This window comes from Micromonospora chaiyaphumensis (genome assembly GCF_900091435.1).
GTDB lineage: Bacteria > Actinomycetota > Actinomycetes > Mycobacteriales > Micromonosporaceae > Micromonospora > Micromonospora chaiyaphumensis.
In genome coordinates this window covers 120,461-136,224 of the sequence record NZ_FMCS01000003.1, presented here as the reverse complement: position 1 = coordinate 136,224, position 15,764 = coordinate 120,461, and the positions used below count along the sequence as shown (strand labels likewise).

Below are 15,764 nucleotides of genomic sequence, written 5' to 3'. Positions count from 1 at the left end.
CCGGGTCAGGCCGGTGCCGGCTGCGGGACGGTCGCGGGCGACGACTCCGCCCGCCGCCCCCGCAGGTGCCGGCCCCACCAGTACAGGCCGCGCAGCAGGCAGACGATCGTCACGGCGAAGAACAGGGTGTAGACCACGTTGAACGCCAGGAGGACGCCGTACACCGTGGCGACGCTCGCGCCGAACATGAACTGGTCCCGGCCCTTCGCCGGAGTCGTGCCCGGGTCGGTGATCATGTAGTTGGTGAACAGGACGAACGCGACGCCGGTCATCGGGACCAGCGCGCCCCACAGGGCCACGTCCCAGATGAAGTGCCGCACCAGCGCCTGGATGACGAAGCCGCCGAGCCAGCCCACGATCAGCGGGACCTTCCGGGTCAGCATGGCGTTGAGCACGGTGCCGGCCGTGATGATGATCAGCGGCACCATCAGCGCGATCGAGTCCGGCACGTTCTCGGTGAACTGGTAGGGCGGAGCGATGTTCACCCAGGAGAACGCCAGCAGCGTGATGGTGATGCCGAAGTTGGACGGGTTCATGAAGTGGCGCATCCGCCCCTTGATCGGGGCGCGGAGAACCGTCTTCTGCCCGATCGCGACGACCACCGCGAAGGCGATCGGCCAGAACCGGTCATTGGCGTAGAGGAGCATGTTCGCGGCCAGCGCGGTGATGTGCGTGGGCAGCAGGAACGTGTACATGCCCCACACCCCGTTGCCGCTGTACGCCGGGCGGCGCCGCTGCGCCCAGGCGGTGACCCGCTCGATGACGATCTCGGCGGTGTAGCCGATCGCCAGCGCGAACAGCGGCCAGGTCCACGGCTGCTCGAAGCCGAGCACCGTGTAGCCGAAGATGTTGAAGACGCTCATGGACAGCGCGAAGTTGCGCAGCGCCAGATAGCGCGGGTCGCGGCGGTCGACGCGCGGGGGCACGCCCTCGGGCGGGGCGCCCATCCCGGTGACCCGCTCGCCCGGGGTCCGGCCGTTGACCGGCGCCGGACTGACCGGGACGGTGCTGCTGGCGTCGTCCCGGGTGGACGACGGGGCGTTACGTACGTCGGTCATGCCTACCTCACCTCCTGAGCGACATCCGTGAGCACGACGTCGTGCCAACCGGCGGTCAGCTGCGTGGTCTGGTGGTGCACGGTGCCGTCGACGGCGCGCCAGCTGATCTCGGCCTCGACGGGCCGGTCGCCGGCGGCGCCGAGACCGAAGAACACGTCGAAGCTCCGCTTGCCGGAGTGCCCGGAGCCGCCGTCGAGCTGGGCGAGCTGGGTACGTCCGTCCGCGGTGCGGATGCGGACCTGCGCGCCGTACGCGGGGCTCCCGGCACCGTCGGCGCCGCCGTCGACGGGGCGCTGGAGCCGGAGTCCGAGGAAGTTGCCCTGGCCGGCCTTCTCGTTGCGGTAGAAGACGGGGGCGCCCCACTGGCGGGCCACGGCGAAGTCCTGCGCGCCGTTGCCGTCGGTGTCGGCCACGGCGACGCCGCGGCTGGGCGTGTCGTCGGTCATGCCGAGTTCGGCACTGATGTTGGCGTAGCGCCCGTTGTCCTCGCGAACCCAGAACGCGAACGGCTGGGAACCGGCGATGTCGTCACCGGGTTCGGCCTTCGGCCACATGTGCGGCTCGGCGAGCATGAGGTCGTTGCTCATGGCCAGCTCCTGGAGCCAGGACCACCGGTTGATGGTGCCCTTGACGAAGCCGGTGGCCTGGACCACCGACAGCCGGCCGCTGTTGTCGAAGTCGGCCATCTTGCTGTCCCAGCCCCAGCCGACCCAGGCCATGTTGAGGTCGGCCGCCTTGTTGTCGAAGATCGCCTCACCCCGGTCGAGCCGGCGGCGGGCGTCCTCGGTGCTGGTGGCGTTGTTGCGCCAGACGAAGTTGCTCTCCTCCAGGCCCCAGGAGGTGGTGATGTTGCTGACGAACATGTCGAACCGGCCCTTGCCCTCCAGGTCGGCGAAGTCGATGGACATGCCCTTGAAGGAGTCCCGCCCGACCACCATGGACTTCGGCGTGAACGCTCCCCGCCGCCCCTCGGTCAGGCTGAACCGGATCCGGCCCGGGGTGGAGTCGTTGCGGAACAGGTGGTCGTGGCCGAAGTCGTTGGCGACGTAGAGCTCGGGGAGCAGGTCGCCGTCCAGGTCGGCCGAGCCCGCGCCGAGCGTCCACCCGGTCGCCGCGGCCGGCGGCACGGCGGCGTCCTGCTCGACGTAGCTGACGCTGGGCCGGGCGCCGGTGGTCGCGGCGGTCCAGCGCAGCAGGTGGGCGCCACCGCCGTTCGTGGCGCGGGACAGCGAGTGGTTCATGGTGACGTTGGGCTGACCTTCGGGGTCGAGCACCTGGCTGTCCGGGAAGTAGTTGAACACGCCGATGTCCGGGTGCCCGTCGCCGTCGAAGTCGGCGATGGAGACCGCGTTGGTGTTCCAGAACTTGCCCTGGTAGGCGCCGTTCGGGCCGGGCGTGGTGGGCACCAGCTCGGTCGGCTGGAAGGCCTGCGCGGACAGGGTGGCCGCGGCGCCCGGCCGGTGGAGGAAGACCACCGGCGTCCGTCCCCAGTAGTAGACCAGCAGGTCGGTCAGCCCGTCGCCGTTGAAGTCGCCCGGGGCGCAGCCCATCGGGGCCATGGCGGCGTGGGTGGGCAGCGGGGCGGGGTCGAGGACGAACGGCGCGTACCGGGGCGGCTGGTTCGGCACCGGGGCGGGCGTCACGACGGTGCTGTCGCTGCGGGTGTCCACCAGGCACAGGTCGTTGGGGGCCCGGTCGCCGTCGATGTCGTTGATGGCGATGGCCGCGCCGACCGAGGAGATCCACGCGCGGATGTGCTGGTAGGCCGGGTTCACCTGCCGGACGGTGCGCTGGGGCAGGCCGGGCGGCAGGGCGATGGGCAGCTCGGTGAACCGGAACCTGGCGGCAAGCGACGAGCGTTCCTGGGCCGATGCGGCGGGCAGCCGTGCGACGACGAACAGCCCGGCCACCAGGGCGAGCACGAAGATTGCGGGGAGCGCACGACGGATTGCGCCCGATGGTTTCGGTGTCAATTTTCCTCCCAGACGTGGTGTCGCCCGCGTCCGCCTCCCTGCCGCGCGGCACATACCTGCCAATCTGGACGGAGATTGTTCACCGTCAATTGGTTGACGTGCCGTCATTCGACCGGGAAACGAAGCTGCGCTGAGCAGTCGACATCCAGAGCTTGACTCGGTCGGCAATTACCGTCGACGCCCGCTCTTTCCAGTCGCCGCAGCCGACGCCAATACTCTGCCGCAGCATTATTTGCCGGTTATCCACATCCTGCTGCAGCCGTGCCGGGGAAGTCTTCTTGGAACTTGCTAAATGACGCGTCGGCCCGGCGGGGGCGTGCTGCGGTCAGCCGGCGGCGTCGGGCAGCCGCACCAGCACCTGCTGCTCGTGAGCCATCCGGCGCAGCGCCGCCGAGGCGACGTCGAGCAGCACCCCCCGCACGACCGCCGCGCCGCGGTCCGGCTCCCCGTCGTCCGTGGCCAGCAGGTCGAGCTCGGCATCGGCCAGCGCCGCGGCGGCCCGCGCGTACGGCAGCAGGAAGGCCAGGTCGGACTCGCAGCCCAGGGTGCGCAGCGCGGCGAGCACCTGCACCAGGGTGGTGGCGCCGCCGGAGTCGTCGAGGAGGCGCCAGCCCAGCTGCTCCATGAGGCGGTCGACCTGGTCCCGGGCCTGCGTCACGCTGTCGGGGCAGGGCGGTTCGAGCGGCGGCCGGGCCATGGTGCGGTCGAGTATCCGATAGACGGCCGCCAGGGGCAGGCTCTCGTCCTCGATGACCTGGATGAGCTTGCGCACCGACGACAGGTCGAGGCCGCCGACCGTGGTGAAGGTCCGGATCAGCCAGATGCGCCGGAGGTGCCGTTCCCCGTACTCCGCCTGGTTACGGGCCTTGGGAGACCCGGGCGGCAGGAGCTCCTCCCGCAGGTAGAACTTGATCGTGGGAATCGACACTCCAGTGCGCCGACTGAGCTCGGAGATACGCACGGCCCCCCCAGGCTGGCGGTTGGGTCTACGGCTCGTAGATCAACCAGCAATCGAAAGTATGACGGCCCCTCCCCCGGGCGGCCCAGGGTTGTGACCTCTGTCACATTCTGCGGTCGTACCGCTACTCTGCGATCATCACCGTGACGGCGGTCACTGACCGGCAAACGGGGAGGCCACGCCGACATCCACCCTCGACAGTCGCCCCCCATGGTCCGAAAAATATGGACAGCGGCACTTTCCACTACTCCGCAAGGCTCGATAAGCGAGGCCCCGTCACACGGCGCTAAGCTCCGATTGCGGCACGTGTTGCGAGCCTTTTCTTCATTGGTTAGCATCGATCGCCGTAGCGGGGTGATCCCCTCCGGTCAATCCCCACCGGTGGCCCGAAAAGCTGGCCACCGCCACTCACGCAGGCATCTCATGCGGGGAGAGCAAATGCACAGCAGCACCGAAAGAGCAGTGGAGCGAGTAATTGACACCATGTTCGAAAATCTTTCGGAGCAATTAACGGTGGACGACATGGCAAGGGCCGCCATGTTCAGTAAATTCCACTTCACCAGGGTCTTTCAACGCGTCACCGGCATCTCACCCGGACGATTCCTCTCCGCCATCCGGCTCCAGGAGGCCAAGCGCCTCCTGATCACCACGAGGCTCAACGTCGCCGACATCAGCCTCCGGGTGGGCTACAACAGCGTCGGCACCTTCAGCACCCGGTTCACCCGCAGCGTCGGGCTCTCCCCCACCAACTACCGCCGGATGGGCGGCTTCGCCCCCCGGATCCCCACCCAGAACCGGGGCGCCTCGCAGAACCGGATCGGCGGCACCGTGTACGGACCCCCCGAGGGCGGCCCCGACGGCCTGATCTTCATGGGCCTGTTCCCGCACCGCATCCCCGAAGGCGCCCCGCTGCGCTGCACCATCCTGCGCGAGCCCGGCGATTACGTCTTCGACTCCGTGCCCGACGGCACGTGGTACGTGCTGTGCCACTCGGTGGGCGGCGAGCCGCTCGGCCTGCAGCAGGAGAACGTCACGGTGGCCACGGTCGGCCCGATCACCGTGCGCGGCCGCAGCAGCGTCTCCGCGCACGTCCACCTGAAGGCGGCCTGCAAGCTCGACCCGCCGGTCCTGCTGGCTCTCCTGGACAGCCGCAAGGCCGCCCTGGAGCGGCTGGTCAGCCAGGCCTGACCGGTCCCCGCGCTCCCCTGGAACCCGCGCTCCCCTGGAACCCGCGCCACGCCGGCCGGCCGTCCCCGCACCGCGAACCGGTGCGGGACGACCGGCCGGACGGCGCCGGCGGCGCCGTTCACTCCGGCCGGCACACCGCCATCGGCAGTCCGCCTCGGATGCGCAGCGAGAGCATCGGCTCCGGCCGCACCTGCCGCCCCGGCGGGACGACCAGGCGCAGCTCCCGCATCACCATGGCGAGGACGAACACGGCCTCCATCATGCCCAGGTTGCTGCCCACGCAGAACCGCGGTCCGGCGCCGAATGGGATGTAGGCGTACCGGGGTCGCTCGGCGCCGCCGCCCGACGCGAACCGGTCGGGGTCGAACCGCTCCGGCTCGGGCCAGAAGCGCGGATGCCGGTGCAGCGTGTACGGGCACACCAGGATGTCCGCGCCGGCCGGCACGTGGAAACCACCCACCTCGTCGTCCTCGCGGGCCTTGCGGGTGAGGATCCACACCGGCGGGTACAGCCGGATCGCCTCCTGCACGACGGTCGCCGTGTAGGTGAGCCGGTGCAGGTCGTCATAGGTCGGCAGCCGGTCGCCCAGCACCTCCCGGGCCTCGGCCCGCAGCCGGCGCGCCACCTCGGGGTGCCGGTCGATGAGGTACAGACTCCAGCCCAGCGTGCTCGCGGTGGTCTCGTGACCGGCGAGCAGCAGCGTGACCAGCTCGTCGCGCAGCCGCTGGCGCCCGACCCGCGGGTCGGTCTCGGCGCGGGTCGAGACGATCAGCCGGGACAGCACGTCGTCCCGGTCGTCGGCCGCCGCGCCCCGGCTCTCGACCAGCCGGTCGACCACCCGTTGCAGGTGCCGGCGGGCCCGCCGGAACCGCAGCTGCCGGGGCAGCGGCACCCAGGTGGGCACGGCGCTGAGGCTGCTCAGCTCGAACATGGCCTGGTCCTGCACGGCGGCGAACGAGTCGCCGACGCCGGCGAAACCGCTCAGGTCCGAGTCCAGCAACGTGCGGCCGAGCACCCCGAGCGTCAGCGCGGTCATCTCGTCGAGCACGTCGACCGGCGCGCCGCCGACCCGCCCCGAGAGCCGCCGGACCAGCCCGTCCGCCTCCTCGCCGACCACGCCGGCGTAGTCGGCGAGGCGCCGGTTCTGGAAGGCCGGCTGGATCACCCGGCGCTGCTTGCGCCACAGCTCACCCTCGCTGGTGAGCAGCCCGTCGCCCAGCGCGCGCCGGGCGTGCACCAGGCCGATGCCCTTCTCGTAGTTGGCGCTGTTGTCGGCCAGCACGTGCTTGGCCTGGTCCGGATGGTTGAAGAAGTAGAGCTGCTTCGGGCCGACCGGCAGCCGCGCGGCGTCGCCGTAGCGCGCCGCGGCCGAGGTCATCATGCCCAGCCGGTCCCGGCCCATGGCCAGCAGGAGTCCCGGGCCGGCCAGGGCCGAGGGCCCGGGCGGCCGGCGCCGGCCACGCTCGCGTACGTCGGTCATGCCGCACCGCTCCGTTCCCGCTCGAGTTGTCGGAACCGCCCGGACAGGAACAGCAGCGCGTCGGTGTCGGCGCTGCGCTCCAGGGAGACCAGGCTGCCCAGGAAGATGGTGTGATCGCCCCCGTCGTAGCTGCGCCACAGCCGGCACTCGAAGTGGGCCGCCGCGCCGGTGATCAGGGGCGCCCCGGTGTGCCGGCCGGGCAGCCACCGCACCGCGTCGAACTGCGCGCCGCCCATCGGCCGGCGCCGGTCGGCGAAGTACCGGGCCACGTCCTCCTGGTCGGCCGCCAGCACGGAGACGCCGAACCCGTCGGTCTCGGTGAGGCAGGTGTGCATGACCGCCCGGCGGTCGACGCAGACGAGCACCAGCGCCGGGTCGAGCGACACGGTGGTGAAGGAGTTCGCCGTCATGCCGTGCGGCGCCGCACCGCCGACGGTGACCACGGTCACGCCGGTGGCGAAGGCACCGAAGGCACGGCGCAGGGTGTCCGGATCGATGGCCCCGGCGGGGGCCGTCCGTGCGCTGTCCACGCCCGCCTCCCGATCTCAGGCCCGGGCGGACCGGGCGTACGGCGCGAGGGCCCGCGCCAGGGCCTCGGGCACCCGGGCCGGCGCGGTACGGGTGTTCGGCCCGCGCATGCACGCCACCCGCTGCCGGCCCCGGGCCACCAGCGTCTCGCCACCCGCCCGGTCCAGCCGCACGTAGTCGAAGCTGAACTCGACCTGCGTCTGGGCGAGCTCGACCAGGCGCATCCGGATGGACAGCTCGTCGAACGCGGTGATCTCGGCGAAGAACTCGCAGTCGACCCGCAGCGTGAACAGCTTGAGGTCGGCCCGCACGTCGGCCAGCACGTCGGGCGCCCGTTCCTTCAGGAACATCTCCCGGCAGCGGCCCTGCCAGCGCAGGTAGTTGACGTAGTACACGTTGCCGACCAGATTCGTCTCCTCGAAACCCACCGTGTGCAGGTATTCGAAGTACTTGTCCATGTTCAGCCACGTCCTTCCGTGAGGATCGCGAAGACCACCGGCTCCGGCAGGTCGCGGAGCGTCGTGGCGAGGGTGGTGACGCGCAGGTCGCCCGAGGAGAAGACGGTCCACCCGGCCCGGTCGGCGGGTTCGAGCCCGAGCGGCGCGAGACTGGTGTGCCCGGCCTTGTGCAGGCACTCCATCGCGGCCCAGACGCGGGCCGCCGCGGTCTCCGGCGACTCGCCGTCCGTCTCGGCCACCGCCGTCGCCAGGTCGGCGTGCCGGCCCAGCAGCGACGCCCACACGTGCGCCGGGCGCGGGTTCACCCGGACCACGTCGCAGCCGGGGGCGCCGACGACGCAGAGGGTGAGCCCGGCGTCGTGGGCCGCGGAGATCGGGGCCCCGTCGGGCAGCTCGGGGCGGCCGTCGGGGCGGTAGCCGATCTCGACGGGACGGCCGAGGGCCCGGCCGGCGGCCAGCGCGGTCGCCGCGCGGCGGCGGCGCAGGTGCTCGCCCTGCGGGGCGTCCGGCGCCGGCGCGAGCACCGGATCCGGTTCGACCGCCACCGCCACCGACACGTCCAGCAGGTCACCCAGCGTCCGCTCCAGGTAGGGGCCGAGCAGCGGAGCCACCCACGGGCCACGGCCGTCGCGCTTGCGCACGGCCCGCAGCCGCAGCCCGGCCCACCGCTCGATGACCGTCCCCGCGTCGTCGTGCAGGGTGATGTCGTAGACGTAGGTGTCCCCGTCCCGGCTGCGCTCCCTCGCCCGGTAGCGCAGCGTGCCCGCCTCGGCGAGCCGCTCGCCCGCCGGCCAGAGCCGCTCGATCGCCGCCGGCAGCAGCGTGCCGTCCGGCACGCAGACCTGGTTGCCGTGCATGAGCGCGTCCCGCACACCCGGGTCGCCCAGCAGCAGGGTGGCCGGCAGGTACGAGGCGAACCAGCCGGTGGACGGCACCGCCGCCACCTCCGCGTCCACGTGCCGCGCGGCGGCCCGGTGGTAGCGGCGCAACCGCTGGAACCGGTCGCCCTGGAACAGGGTGTCGCCGTACAGGTCGGCGGCGGGCTTCAGGGCCACCGGCGGCAGACCGGCGACGGCCTGCTCGTCGGCGGCGGCCGCGGGGGCCGGCTCGCCGGCGAACCGGATCGTGGCGGCGAAGTGGATCGCGGCGAAGTTGGTCTCCGCGCTGCGGATCACCACGTCGACCCGGTCGTCGTCGACCACCAGTGCCGCGATCCGGATCGTGGTGCTGCCGTCCGGGGGCACCACGATGGGCCGGACGAAGCGGGCGTCCTCGATGACCGGTGCGGTGCCGCCCGTCAGCGCCGTGGCGACCTGGGCCATCGCCTCCATGCCGAACACGGCCGGGAACAGCAGGTTCCCGTCGAGCCGGTGGTCGGCCAGGTAGAGGTCGGTGGCCGACGTCAGCTCGACCTCGCTGACCAGCTCGACGCCGTGGTAGCGCACCGGGGTCCGGTCGACGAAGCGCAGCAGCGGCAGCTCCGGGGCGTCCCGCCGGATGGTGTCCACGCCCTCGGCGCGGCCGGCGACCACCACGGTCGGCGGCGCCTGCGGGTCGGCGAGCAGCCGGCGCAGCAGCGTGAGCCCCTGGTCGACGCTGACCGGGCTGATGCCCTCCCGGCTGAGCGACTCCACCACGGACAGCTTCTCGCCCATCCCGACGCCGGACCAGACCGACCACTCCAGGCAGAGCACCCGGCAGTCGGGGTGATCCCGGCCGAACTCCTCGGTCAGGTCGGCGAGCCACTCGTTGGCGACCGCGTAGTGCGCCTCGCCGCGCAGGCCGGCCCGGCCGATGATGCTGCCGAAGGTGACCAGCAGCCGCAGCCGCTCGGGCCGCACGGCCGCGAGCACCGCCGTGAGGCCGTCCACCTTCGGGGCGAAGGTGCGCCGCACGGCGGCGTCGTCCACCTGGGTGATGGCCATCGGCTCGTTTCGCCCGGCGCCGTGCAGCACGGCGGTCACCTCGCCGAGGTCCGCGCGGATCCGGTCGACCGCCGCGCGCACCTGGGCGGCGTCGCCGACGTCGGCCCGCTGGTAGGAGACCTGGAGGCCGGCGTCGGCCATCCGGCGGAGGTTCGCCGCCAGCTCCTCGTCGGCGGCCGGGTCGCTGCGGCCGAGCACGGCCAGCCGGGCCCCGCTGTCGGCGGCCAGGGCCAGGGCGCACTCGGCGGTGATCCCCTTGCCGCCGCCGGTGACCAGCAGGACGTCGGTGTCGTCCAGCGGCGCGGTGGGCGCCGCGGGCCGTACCGGCATGACGCGCAGCGTCGGGACCCGGCGCCGCCCGTCGTCGTCGTAGTACACCTCGCTGTGCTCGACCGTGGCCGCCACATCGGCGACCACGCGGTCCACCGCCTCCGGCACTGCGGGCGTGTGCACGATCGTGGTGCGCAGGCGCGGTGCCTCCAGCCGCAGCGTGCGGGCCAGGCCGGCCGCGCCGCGGCCGTGCTGCACCAGGACGAAGCGGGTGCCGGGAGCGGCGGTCGCGGCGGACCGCGCCGCGCGCAGGGCCATCAGGACGTGCCGCTCCTCGCACCGGTCGGGCAGGCAGACCAGGATCCCGCCGCCGAGGGCGCCCCGGCTCAGCGCCGCGCGCAGCGGCTCGGCCAGCGCGTGACCGGGGTCGGCGTGCAGGTCCCAGTGGCCGTGCACCTCCGGCTCCGGCCGGGCCGGACGGGCCGTCTCGTCGAGGTCGATCCGCCAGGCCCGGGCCCAGTCGGCGACCCCCTCGACCGTGGGCGGCGGCTCGGCCGCGCCACCGCCACCGGTCCCGGCCAGCTCCCGCAGCGAGTCGGCGAGCTGTTCCACCGTCGCGGTGGCGAAGTTGGTCGGGGTCTGCGCGGGCGGCACACCGAGCAGCTGCGCGGCCTGGTTGACGATCTGGCCCACGGTGATCGAGCTGAGGTGCAGGTCGTCGAGGAGCCGGCTCTGCCCGTGGACCATCTCCAGCGGCAGCTCGGCCCGCTCGGCCGCGAGCCGCCGCAGCATGTCCACACCGGACTCACCGGTCGGCGCCGCCCCGTCGGCCGCGGCCGGCTCGGCGGCCGGCCGCCGCGTCACGGCCGGCAGGTCCACGACCGGCGCCACCTCGCACGGGCTGGCGAAGAAGCTGAACTCCTGACCCACCTTCAACGGCCGGACCAGGCGGCCGTGGAAGAGCGCCGCACCGGCGCCGGCGGCGCCGAGCACGTACGCGGCGGCGACCACCCGCAGCAGCCCGGTCAGCGACTCGTCGTCGGTGTTCATGGCCACGGCCGGCACGTCGGTGCTGGCGGCGGCCAGCGACGACAGCACCCGCCCCGGTCCGACCTCGACGAACAGGTCCACCTCCTTGGCCGCCAGGGTGACCGCCTGGGCGAAGAGCACCGGGTCGGTGATCTGCCGGTGCAGCAGGGCGGTGACGTCGGTGTCCTCGGCCAGCGCCTCGCCGGTCACCGTCGAGATGACCCGCTGGCCCACCGCCCCGAAGCGCTGCCCGGACAGGGCGTCGCGGAAGGCGTCCGCCGCGGGCGCCACGAGCGGGGAGTGGAAGGCGTGCGACACCGCGAGCGGATTGACCGACAGGCCCTTCTCGGTGGCCCGCCGGGTGGCCTCCTCGACGTCGGCGGCGGTCCCGGCGATCACGGTGTGCTCCGGACCGTTGTAGCCGGCGATCACCACGTCCAGCCCGGCGGTCAGGTCGGTGACCAGCTCGGGGGCGGCGCCGATGTTGGCCATCGTGCCGGAGGCGCTCAGCCGGCTCATCGTGCTGCCGCGCAGCGCCGCGGTGCGCAGCAGCGCGGACTGGTCCAGCACGCCCGCCCAGTGCAGGGCGGAGATCTCGCCCAGGCTGTGGCCCACGGCCACGCTGGCCTTGATGCCGAGCATCGACAGCACCCGCAGGCCCGCCAGCGAGCCGGTGACGATGCGCGGCTGCGCGACCTCGGTGGCGATGGCCGACCCGCCGCTGGGCAGGTCCGCGAGCTGGTAGATCTCGTCCACCTCGGCGAACCGGCGCCGCAGCGCCCCGCCGGAGGTGCCTCGGCCGGAACCCTGGCCGGGGAAGAGGAAGCCGACGCGGCGCGGGCCGCCGGCGTGGCCGAGGAAGCACCGGCCGTCGGCCGTGAGCAGTTCGGTCTCGTCGGCGTCGAGGGCCTGGCAGAGGCGGCGCAGCTGCCGCTCCGCGTCCTCCGGCGAGCTGGCCAGGACGGCGGCGCGGTGCGGCAGGTGCCGCAGCTCCGCGTGCAGGGTGGCGGCCAGGTCGGCCAGCTGGGCGTACGACACCTGGGGGACGAAGTCGAGCAGCCGGCCCAGCCGCTCCCGCAGCTCCTGCGGGCTGCTGCCGTCGATGAGCAGCAGCTCCACGTCCTGGGCCGAGGAGGCGAGCTGCCGGGTGCGGCTGTCCAGCCGCTCCTGCCGCGTCGCGGGCGCGCCGTCCAGCACGATGTGGGTGTTGATGCCACCGAAGCCCATGGCGGTGACGCCGGCCCGGACGGGTTCGCCCGCCGGCCAGGGCTCCGCCTTGCGCAGCGCGCGCAGCGCCGCCGAGTCCTCGGCCAGCAGCTCGTGCGGGTCGACGCAGCCGACGGCCGGAGGCAGCACCTGGTGGTGCACAGCCATCGCCGCCTTGATGAGGCCGGCCACCCCGGCCGCGGCCTTCGTGTGGCCGATCATGCCCTTGATCGAGCTGATCGCCGCCCGGGACGCCGCCGGGTCGGCGCTGCGCCGGGCCAGCGAGAGCGCCTTGAGCTCGGTGGCGTCGCCGACCGCGGTGCCGGTGCCGTGCCCCTCGAACAGCGGCACGGACTCGATGCCGAAGCCGGCCCGCTCGTACGCGCGGCGCAGGGCGAGCTGGTAGCCGGCGACCTCGGGCCGGGTGATCCCGCCCTTGCCGTCGGAGGAGATGCCCCAGCCGGCCACGGTGGCGTAGATGCGGTGGCCGGCCCGCAGCGCGTCGGACTCGCGCATCAGCACCACCATCCCGCACCCCTCGCCCGGCCAGAAGCCGTTGGAGCCGCGGTCGTACACGCGCATCTCACCGGTGGCGAGCGCGCCGGTGCGGGCGAAGCCGATGATCTCGAACGGGTCGATCGACAGGTCGACACCGCCGGCGACGGCGACGTCCACCTCACCGTCCACGAGGGTCTTGCAGGCGGTGGCCACCGACAGCAGCGAGGACGAGCAGGCACCGTCGACGGTGTAGCCGCCGCCCTTGAAGTCGAAGTGGTTGCAGATGCGCCCGGCGATGGTGTTGGACAGGCCGCCGGCCAGGGTGTCCTCGTCGACCTCGGGGAACGGGTTCTTGAACGTCGCCTCGAAGCCGTCCAGGAACGAGCTGAGCTGGTCGTCGTCCCAGTCCTGCTCCTTGAGGGCGGCGGCCACCATGCGCCGCACGTAGGGCCAGCGCAGCCGCAGTTGGTTGGCCCGGGAGAACTCGCCCGTGAGGGTGTTGCCCACGACCACGCCGGTGCGCTCCCGGGGCAGCCCCTCGGCCATCGGGAAACCCGCGTCGGCGAGGGCCATGGCGGCGACGTCCAGGGCCAGCCAGTGGGTGAGATCCGTGGAGCGGTAGGTGCTGCCGGCGACCTTGTAGGCGATCCGGTCGAACTCGTAGCCCTCGATGACCGCCGCGTTGCGGGCGTAGAAGCGGTCCGGCGTGCGCGGGTCCGGGTCCCAGTAGTCCTCCAGGCGCATCCGGACGTCCGGCAGCCGGCGGAACGCCCGGCGGCCCGCCAGGGCGTTCTCCCACAGTTCTCGGGGTGAGGTGGCGTCCGGGTACCGGCACGCCATCCCGACGACAGCGATCCTGCTCACAGATTTCTCCTTCGGTACGCGCCGGTGTCGATCCGGCCCGCGCGGCGAGCGCCGGCGGACGGACGGACCGGTGTTTCGGCGGCTGTCCGGACGCGGGTCCGGACGGGGCGGCGGGGCGGTGCCGTCAGCACCGGTGCCGGAACTCCTCGGCGATGGCCAGCCGCCACGATTCGTAGGCGGGTCGGGTGGCGGTGGGGCGGGCCTGCGCCAGCGCGGCGTCGGTCACCTTGGCCGCCTCGGCGGGGGTGGTGCCGCAGAAGACCGCGGTGGCCACCTCGTTGTGCGGGACGACCAGCCCGGCGCGCACCCGGGCGCCGGCGGCGAACGCGCTGCCCTGCGCCAGCTGGTCCCGGTGCTCGCCGGCGGCCTGGCGGAAGCGGACCAGTTCCGCCTCGCTCGCTCCGCCGGCGTAGGTGGCCGCGAGACCGGCGCCGGCGTACAGGTCGGCGCGCCGCTCGGGGGCGAAGCGACCGATCAGCTCGCCGACCCGGTCCACGTCCGTGCCGCCGACGAACCACAGGGCCCGCCCGACGCCCTGGTCGATGGCGCGGACGGCGTAGCCGGTCCGGTCGTCGCCGGGCCACGGGAAGGCCGCCGGCCGGTACGCCAGGTAGGCGTAGCGGGCGGTGCGGAAGTAGGCCTGGTGGAAGCCGTAGCCGTCCAGGACCAGCCAGCGCAGCAGCGGGTCCGGGGCGTGCAGCCGGTGCCACCGGAACCGGGGCAGCCGGGCCATCGCCCAGCCGACGCCCACGTAGGCCATGTACGCGTGCGCGTCGCCCCGCCCGGCCAGCAGCTCGGCGACGTGCCGCGGGCGGCCGACGCGCAGCCCGTCCCGCATGGCCAGCGCCATGGCCGCGCCCTCGTAGGCGAATCCGCGAAATTGCGTGGGAATGGTTTCCAGCCGGGGTTCGGCCGCCGCGGCGCCGGGCGCCTCGGCCGCGTATCCGTAACCGGTGAGGAACGCGGACCCGACGGTTTCCAGCAGCCTTTTGGAGGCGTCGTTCTTCACGGTGAAGCCGCGCACGTCCATCCTGGTCTCACGCACGTTCGGCGTCAGGATGCGGCGGCGCAGTGAACGGAGAAGGCGCATGTTTCCCCCCAGGCCGGTGGGTGCGGTAAGGACGCGGAAACGTCAATTCCGATGGTGGCAAGAAAACGAACGCGAGGTCTTCTTCAAAGGTGCGGACTGACGGCCCGGCCGGCCGGATGCGGCCCGGCCGACGACCCGGCCGCCGCGTGGGGTGGCCGGGTCGTCGGTGGGCACCGGGGGGTCAGTCCCCGGTGGACAGCGTCGCCGGGGAGAACCGGGACCGCACCGCCCGCCGCCACACCTCGTACGGCTCGACGTCGCCCGCCCGCTCCAGGTCGGCCGCCACGTCGTCGGCGAGGGTGGCCGCCGCCTCGACGGAGCAGCCGCCCAGCGCGGTCATGGCCGCCTGGGAGTGCTCGGGCACGAAGCCGGCGTGGCTGCGGGCCTTCGCGGCGAACGCGGCGCCCTGGGCGAGGTCGGGGGCGTACCGGCCGGCGTGCCGGCGCAGGCCGGCGAGCGCCTCGGCGTCGGCGCCGCCGGCGAACGTGGCGGCCAGCCCCACCCCGCTCCACAGGTCGGCGTGCCGTTCCGGCGCGAAGCGGCCCACGGCCGCCGCCACGTCGTCGGGGCGGGCCGCGTGGATGAACCACAATGACCGCCCGATCCCCTGGTCGACGGCGCGCGGGAAGTAGTCGGCCCGGCCCAGCCAGGGGTACGGCGCCAGCCGCTCCTGCCGGTGCACGTACCGGTCGGTCTCGAAGTAGGCCCGGTCGAAGCCGTACCCGTCGACGGCCAGCCAGCTCATCGTGGGGTGGTACGGCGACCCGGTGAGATCGGGCAGCACGGCCCGCCACCGCAGCCGGGGCAGCCGGGCCATGGCGAACCCGATGCCGATGTAGGCGAGGAACAGGTGCGGCGCGCCCGGGCCCAGCAGCAGGCTGCGGGTGCGCCCGCCCCGCCGGGGCCCCATGGCGTCCAGCACGGTGCACGCCATCGTCGCGCCCTCGTAGGCGAAGCCCCGCAACTCCTCGTCGACGAAGCTGAGCCGCCGTTCCAGCTCCCACTCGTCGCGGGTGTCGATGCCCCACTCGAAGCCACAGATCACCGACTGCGGGATGGCCTCGAGTCGCCGGGTCACCGGGGACGGCTGCACCGGGAAGCCCCGCCGGGCGAAGGTCACCTCCGCCAGCGACGGCGCCAGCACCAGCCGCCGCAGGGAACCGAGTGTGGTGGGCATGTGTCTCCCCCTGTCTGCGATGGCGTCCGCACGCCGCGCGGGCGGGCGCCGGTTCGGTGGTG

Annotated in this window: 10 protein-coding genes; 1 reads left to right on the top strand and 9 read right to left on the bottom strand. The window is 73.2% G+C overall.

The features are described 5' to 3' along the window. Positions 1-5: 5 nt before the first annotated feature. The 3 genes from GA0070214_RS09955 to GA0070214_RS09945 form a co-directional block, all read right to left on the bottom strand. Entirely contained in the window at positions 6-947 is a 942-nt protein-coding gene (locus GA0070214_RS09955) for an enediyne biosynthesis protein (RefSeq protein WP_244167680.1), read from the bottom strand. Positions 948-1,060: 113 nt separating this feature from the next. Then, complete coding sequence (locus GA0070214_RS09950; RefSeq protein ID WP_091261691.1) at positions 1,061-2,980, bottom strand: CRTAC1 family protein; 1,920 nt, start codon at positions 2,978-2,980, stop codon at positions 1,061-1,063. 376 nt (positions 2,981-3,356) lie between these two features. Beyond that, complete coding sequence (locus GA0070214_RS09945) at positions 3,357-3,992, bottom strand: MerR family transcriptional regulator (protein WP_091261690.1); 636 nt, start codon at positions 3,990-3,992, stop codon at positions 3,357-3,359. Between the two features lie 435 nt (positions 3,993-4,427). Here GA0070214_RS09945 and GA0070214_RS09940 point away from each other — a divergent pair, with 435 nt between their 5' ends. Then, positions 4,428-5,177 carry a helix-turn-helix domain-containing protein gene (locus tag GA0070214_RS09940; RefSeq protein ID WP_091261689.1) on the top strand — a complete coding sequence of 250 codons (750 nt, stop codon included), beginning with the start codon at positions 4,428-4,430 and terminating at the stop codon, positions 5,175-5,177. Positions 5,178-5,295: 118 nt separating this feature from the next. Here GA0070214_RS09940 and GA0070214_RS09935 read toward each other — a convergent pair whose 3' ends face one another. The 6 genes from GA0070214_RS09935 to GA0070214_RS09910 form a co-directional block, all read right to left on the bottom strand. Then, a complete protein-coding gene (locus GA0070214_RS09935; protein ID WP_091261688.1) occupies positions 5,296-6,657 on the bottom strand; it encodes a cytochrome P450 in 1,362 nt (453 codons plus the stop codon). Continuing rightward, the gene (locus tag GA0070214_RS09930; RefSeq protein ID WP_091261687.1) at positions 6,654-7,187 is read right to left on the bottom strand and encodes a flavin reductase family protein; all 534 of its coding nucleotides are present in this window, start codon (positions 7,185-7,187) and stop codon (positions 6,654-6,656) included. The genes GA0070214_RS09935 and GA0070214_RS09930 overlap by 4 nt, the downstream gene beginning before the upstream one ends. Before the next feature lie 15 nt (positions 7,188-7,202). Then, the gene (locus GA0070214_RS09925) at positions 7,203-7,643 is read right to left on the bottom strand and encodes an acyl-CoA thioesterase (protein WP_091261686.1); all 441 of its coding nucleotides are present in this window, start codon (positions 7,641-7,643) and stop codon (positions 7,203-7,205) included. 2 nt (positions 7,644-7,645) lie between these two features. Next, a complete protein-coding gene (locus GA0070214_RS09920) occupies positions 7,646-13,435 on the bottom strand; it encodes a type I polyketide synthase (RefSeq protein ID WP_091261685.1) in 5,790 nt (1,929 codons plus the stop codon). Between the two features lie 124 nt (positions 13,436-13,559). Beyond that, the gene (locus GA0070214_RS09915; protein ID WP_091261684.1) at positions 13,560-14,525 is read right to left on the bottom strand and encodes a DUF1702 family protein; all 966 of its coding nucleotides are present in this window, start codon (positions 14,523-14,525) and stop codon (positions 13,560-13,562) included. Between the two features lie 181 nt (positions 14,526-14,706). Next, positions 14,707-15,702, bottom strand: a complete 996-nt coding sequence (locus GA0070214_RS09910) for a DUF1702 family protein (protein ID WP_091261683.1) — start codon at positions 15,700-15,702, stop codon at positions 14,707-14,709. Between the last annotated feature and the right edge of the window lie 62 nt (positions 15,703-15,764).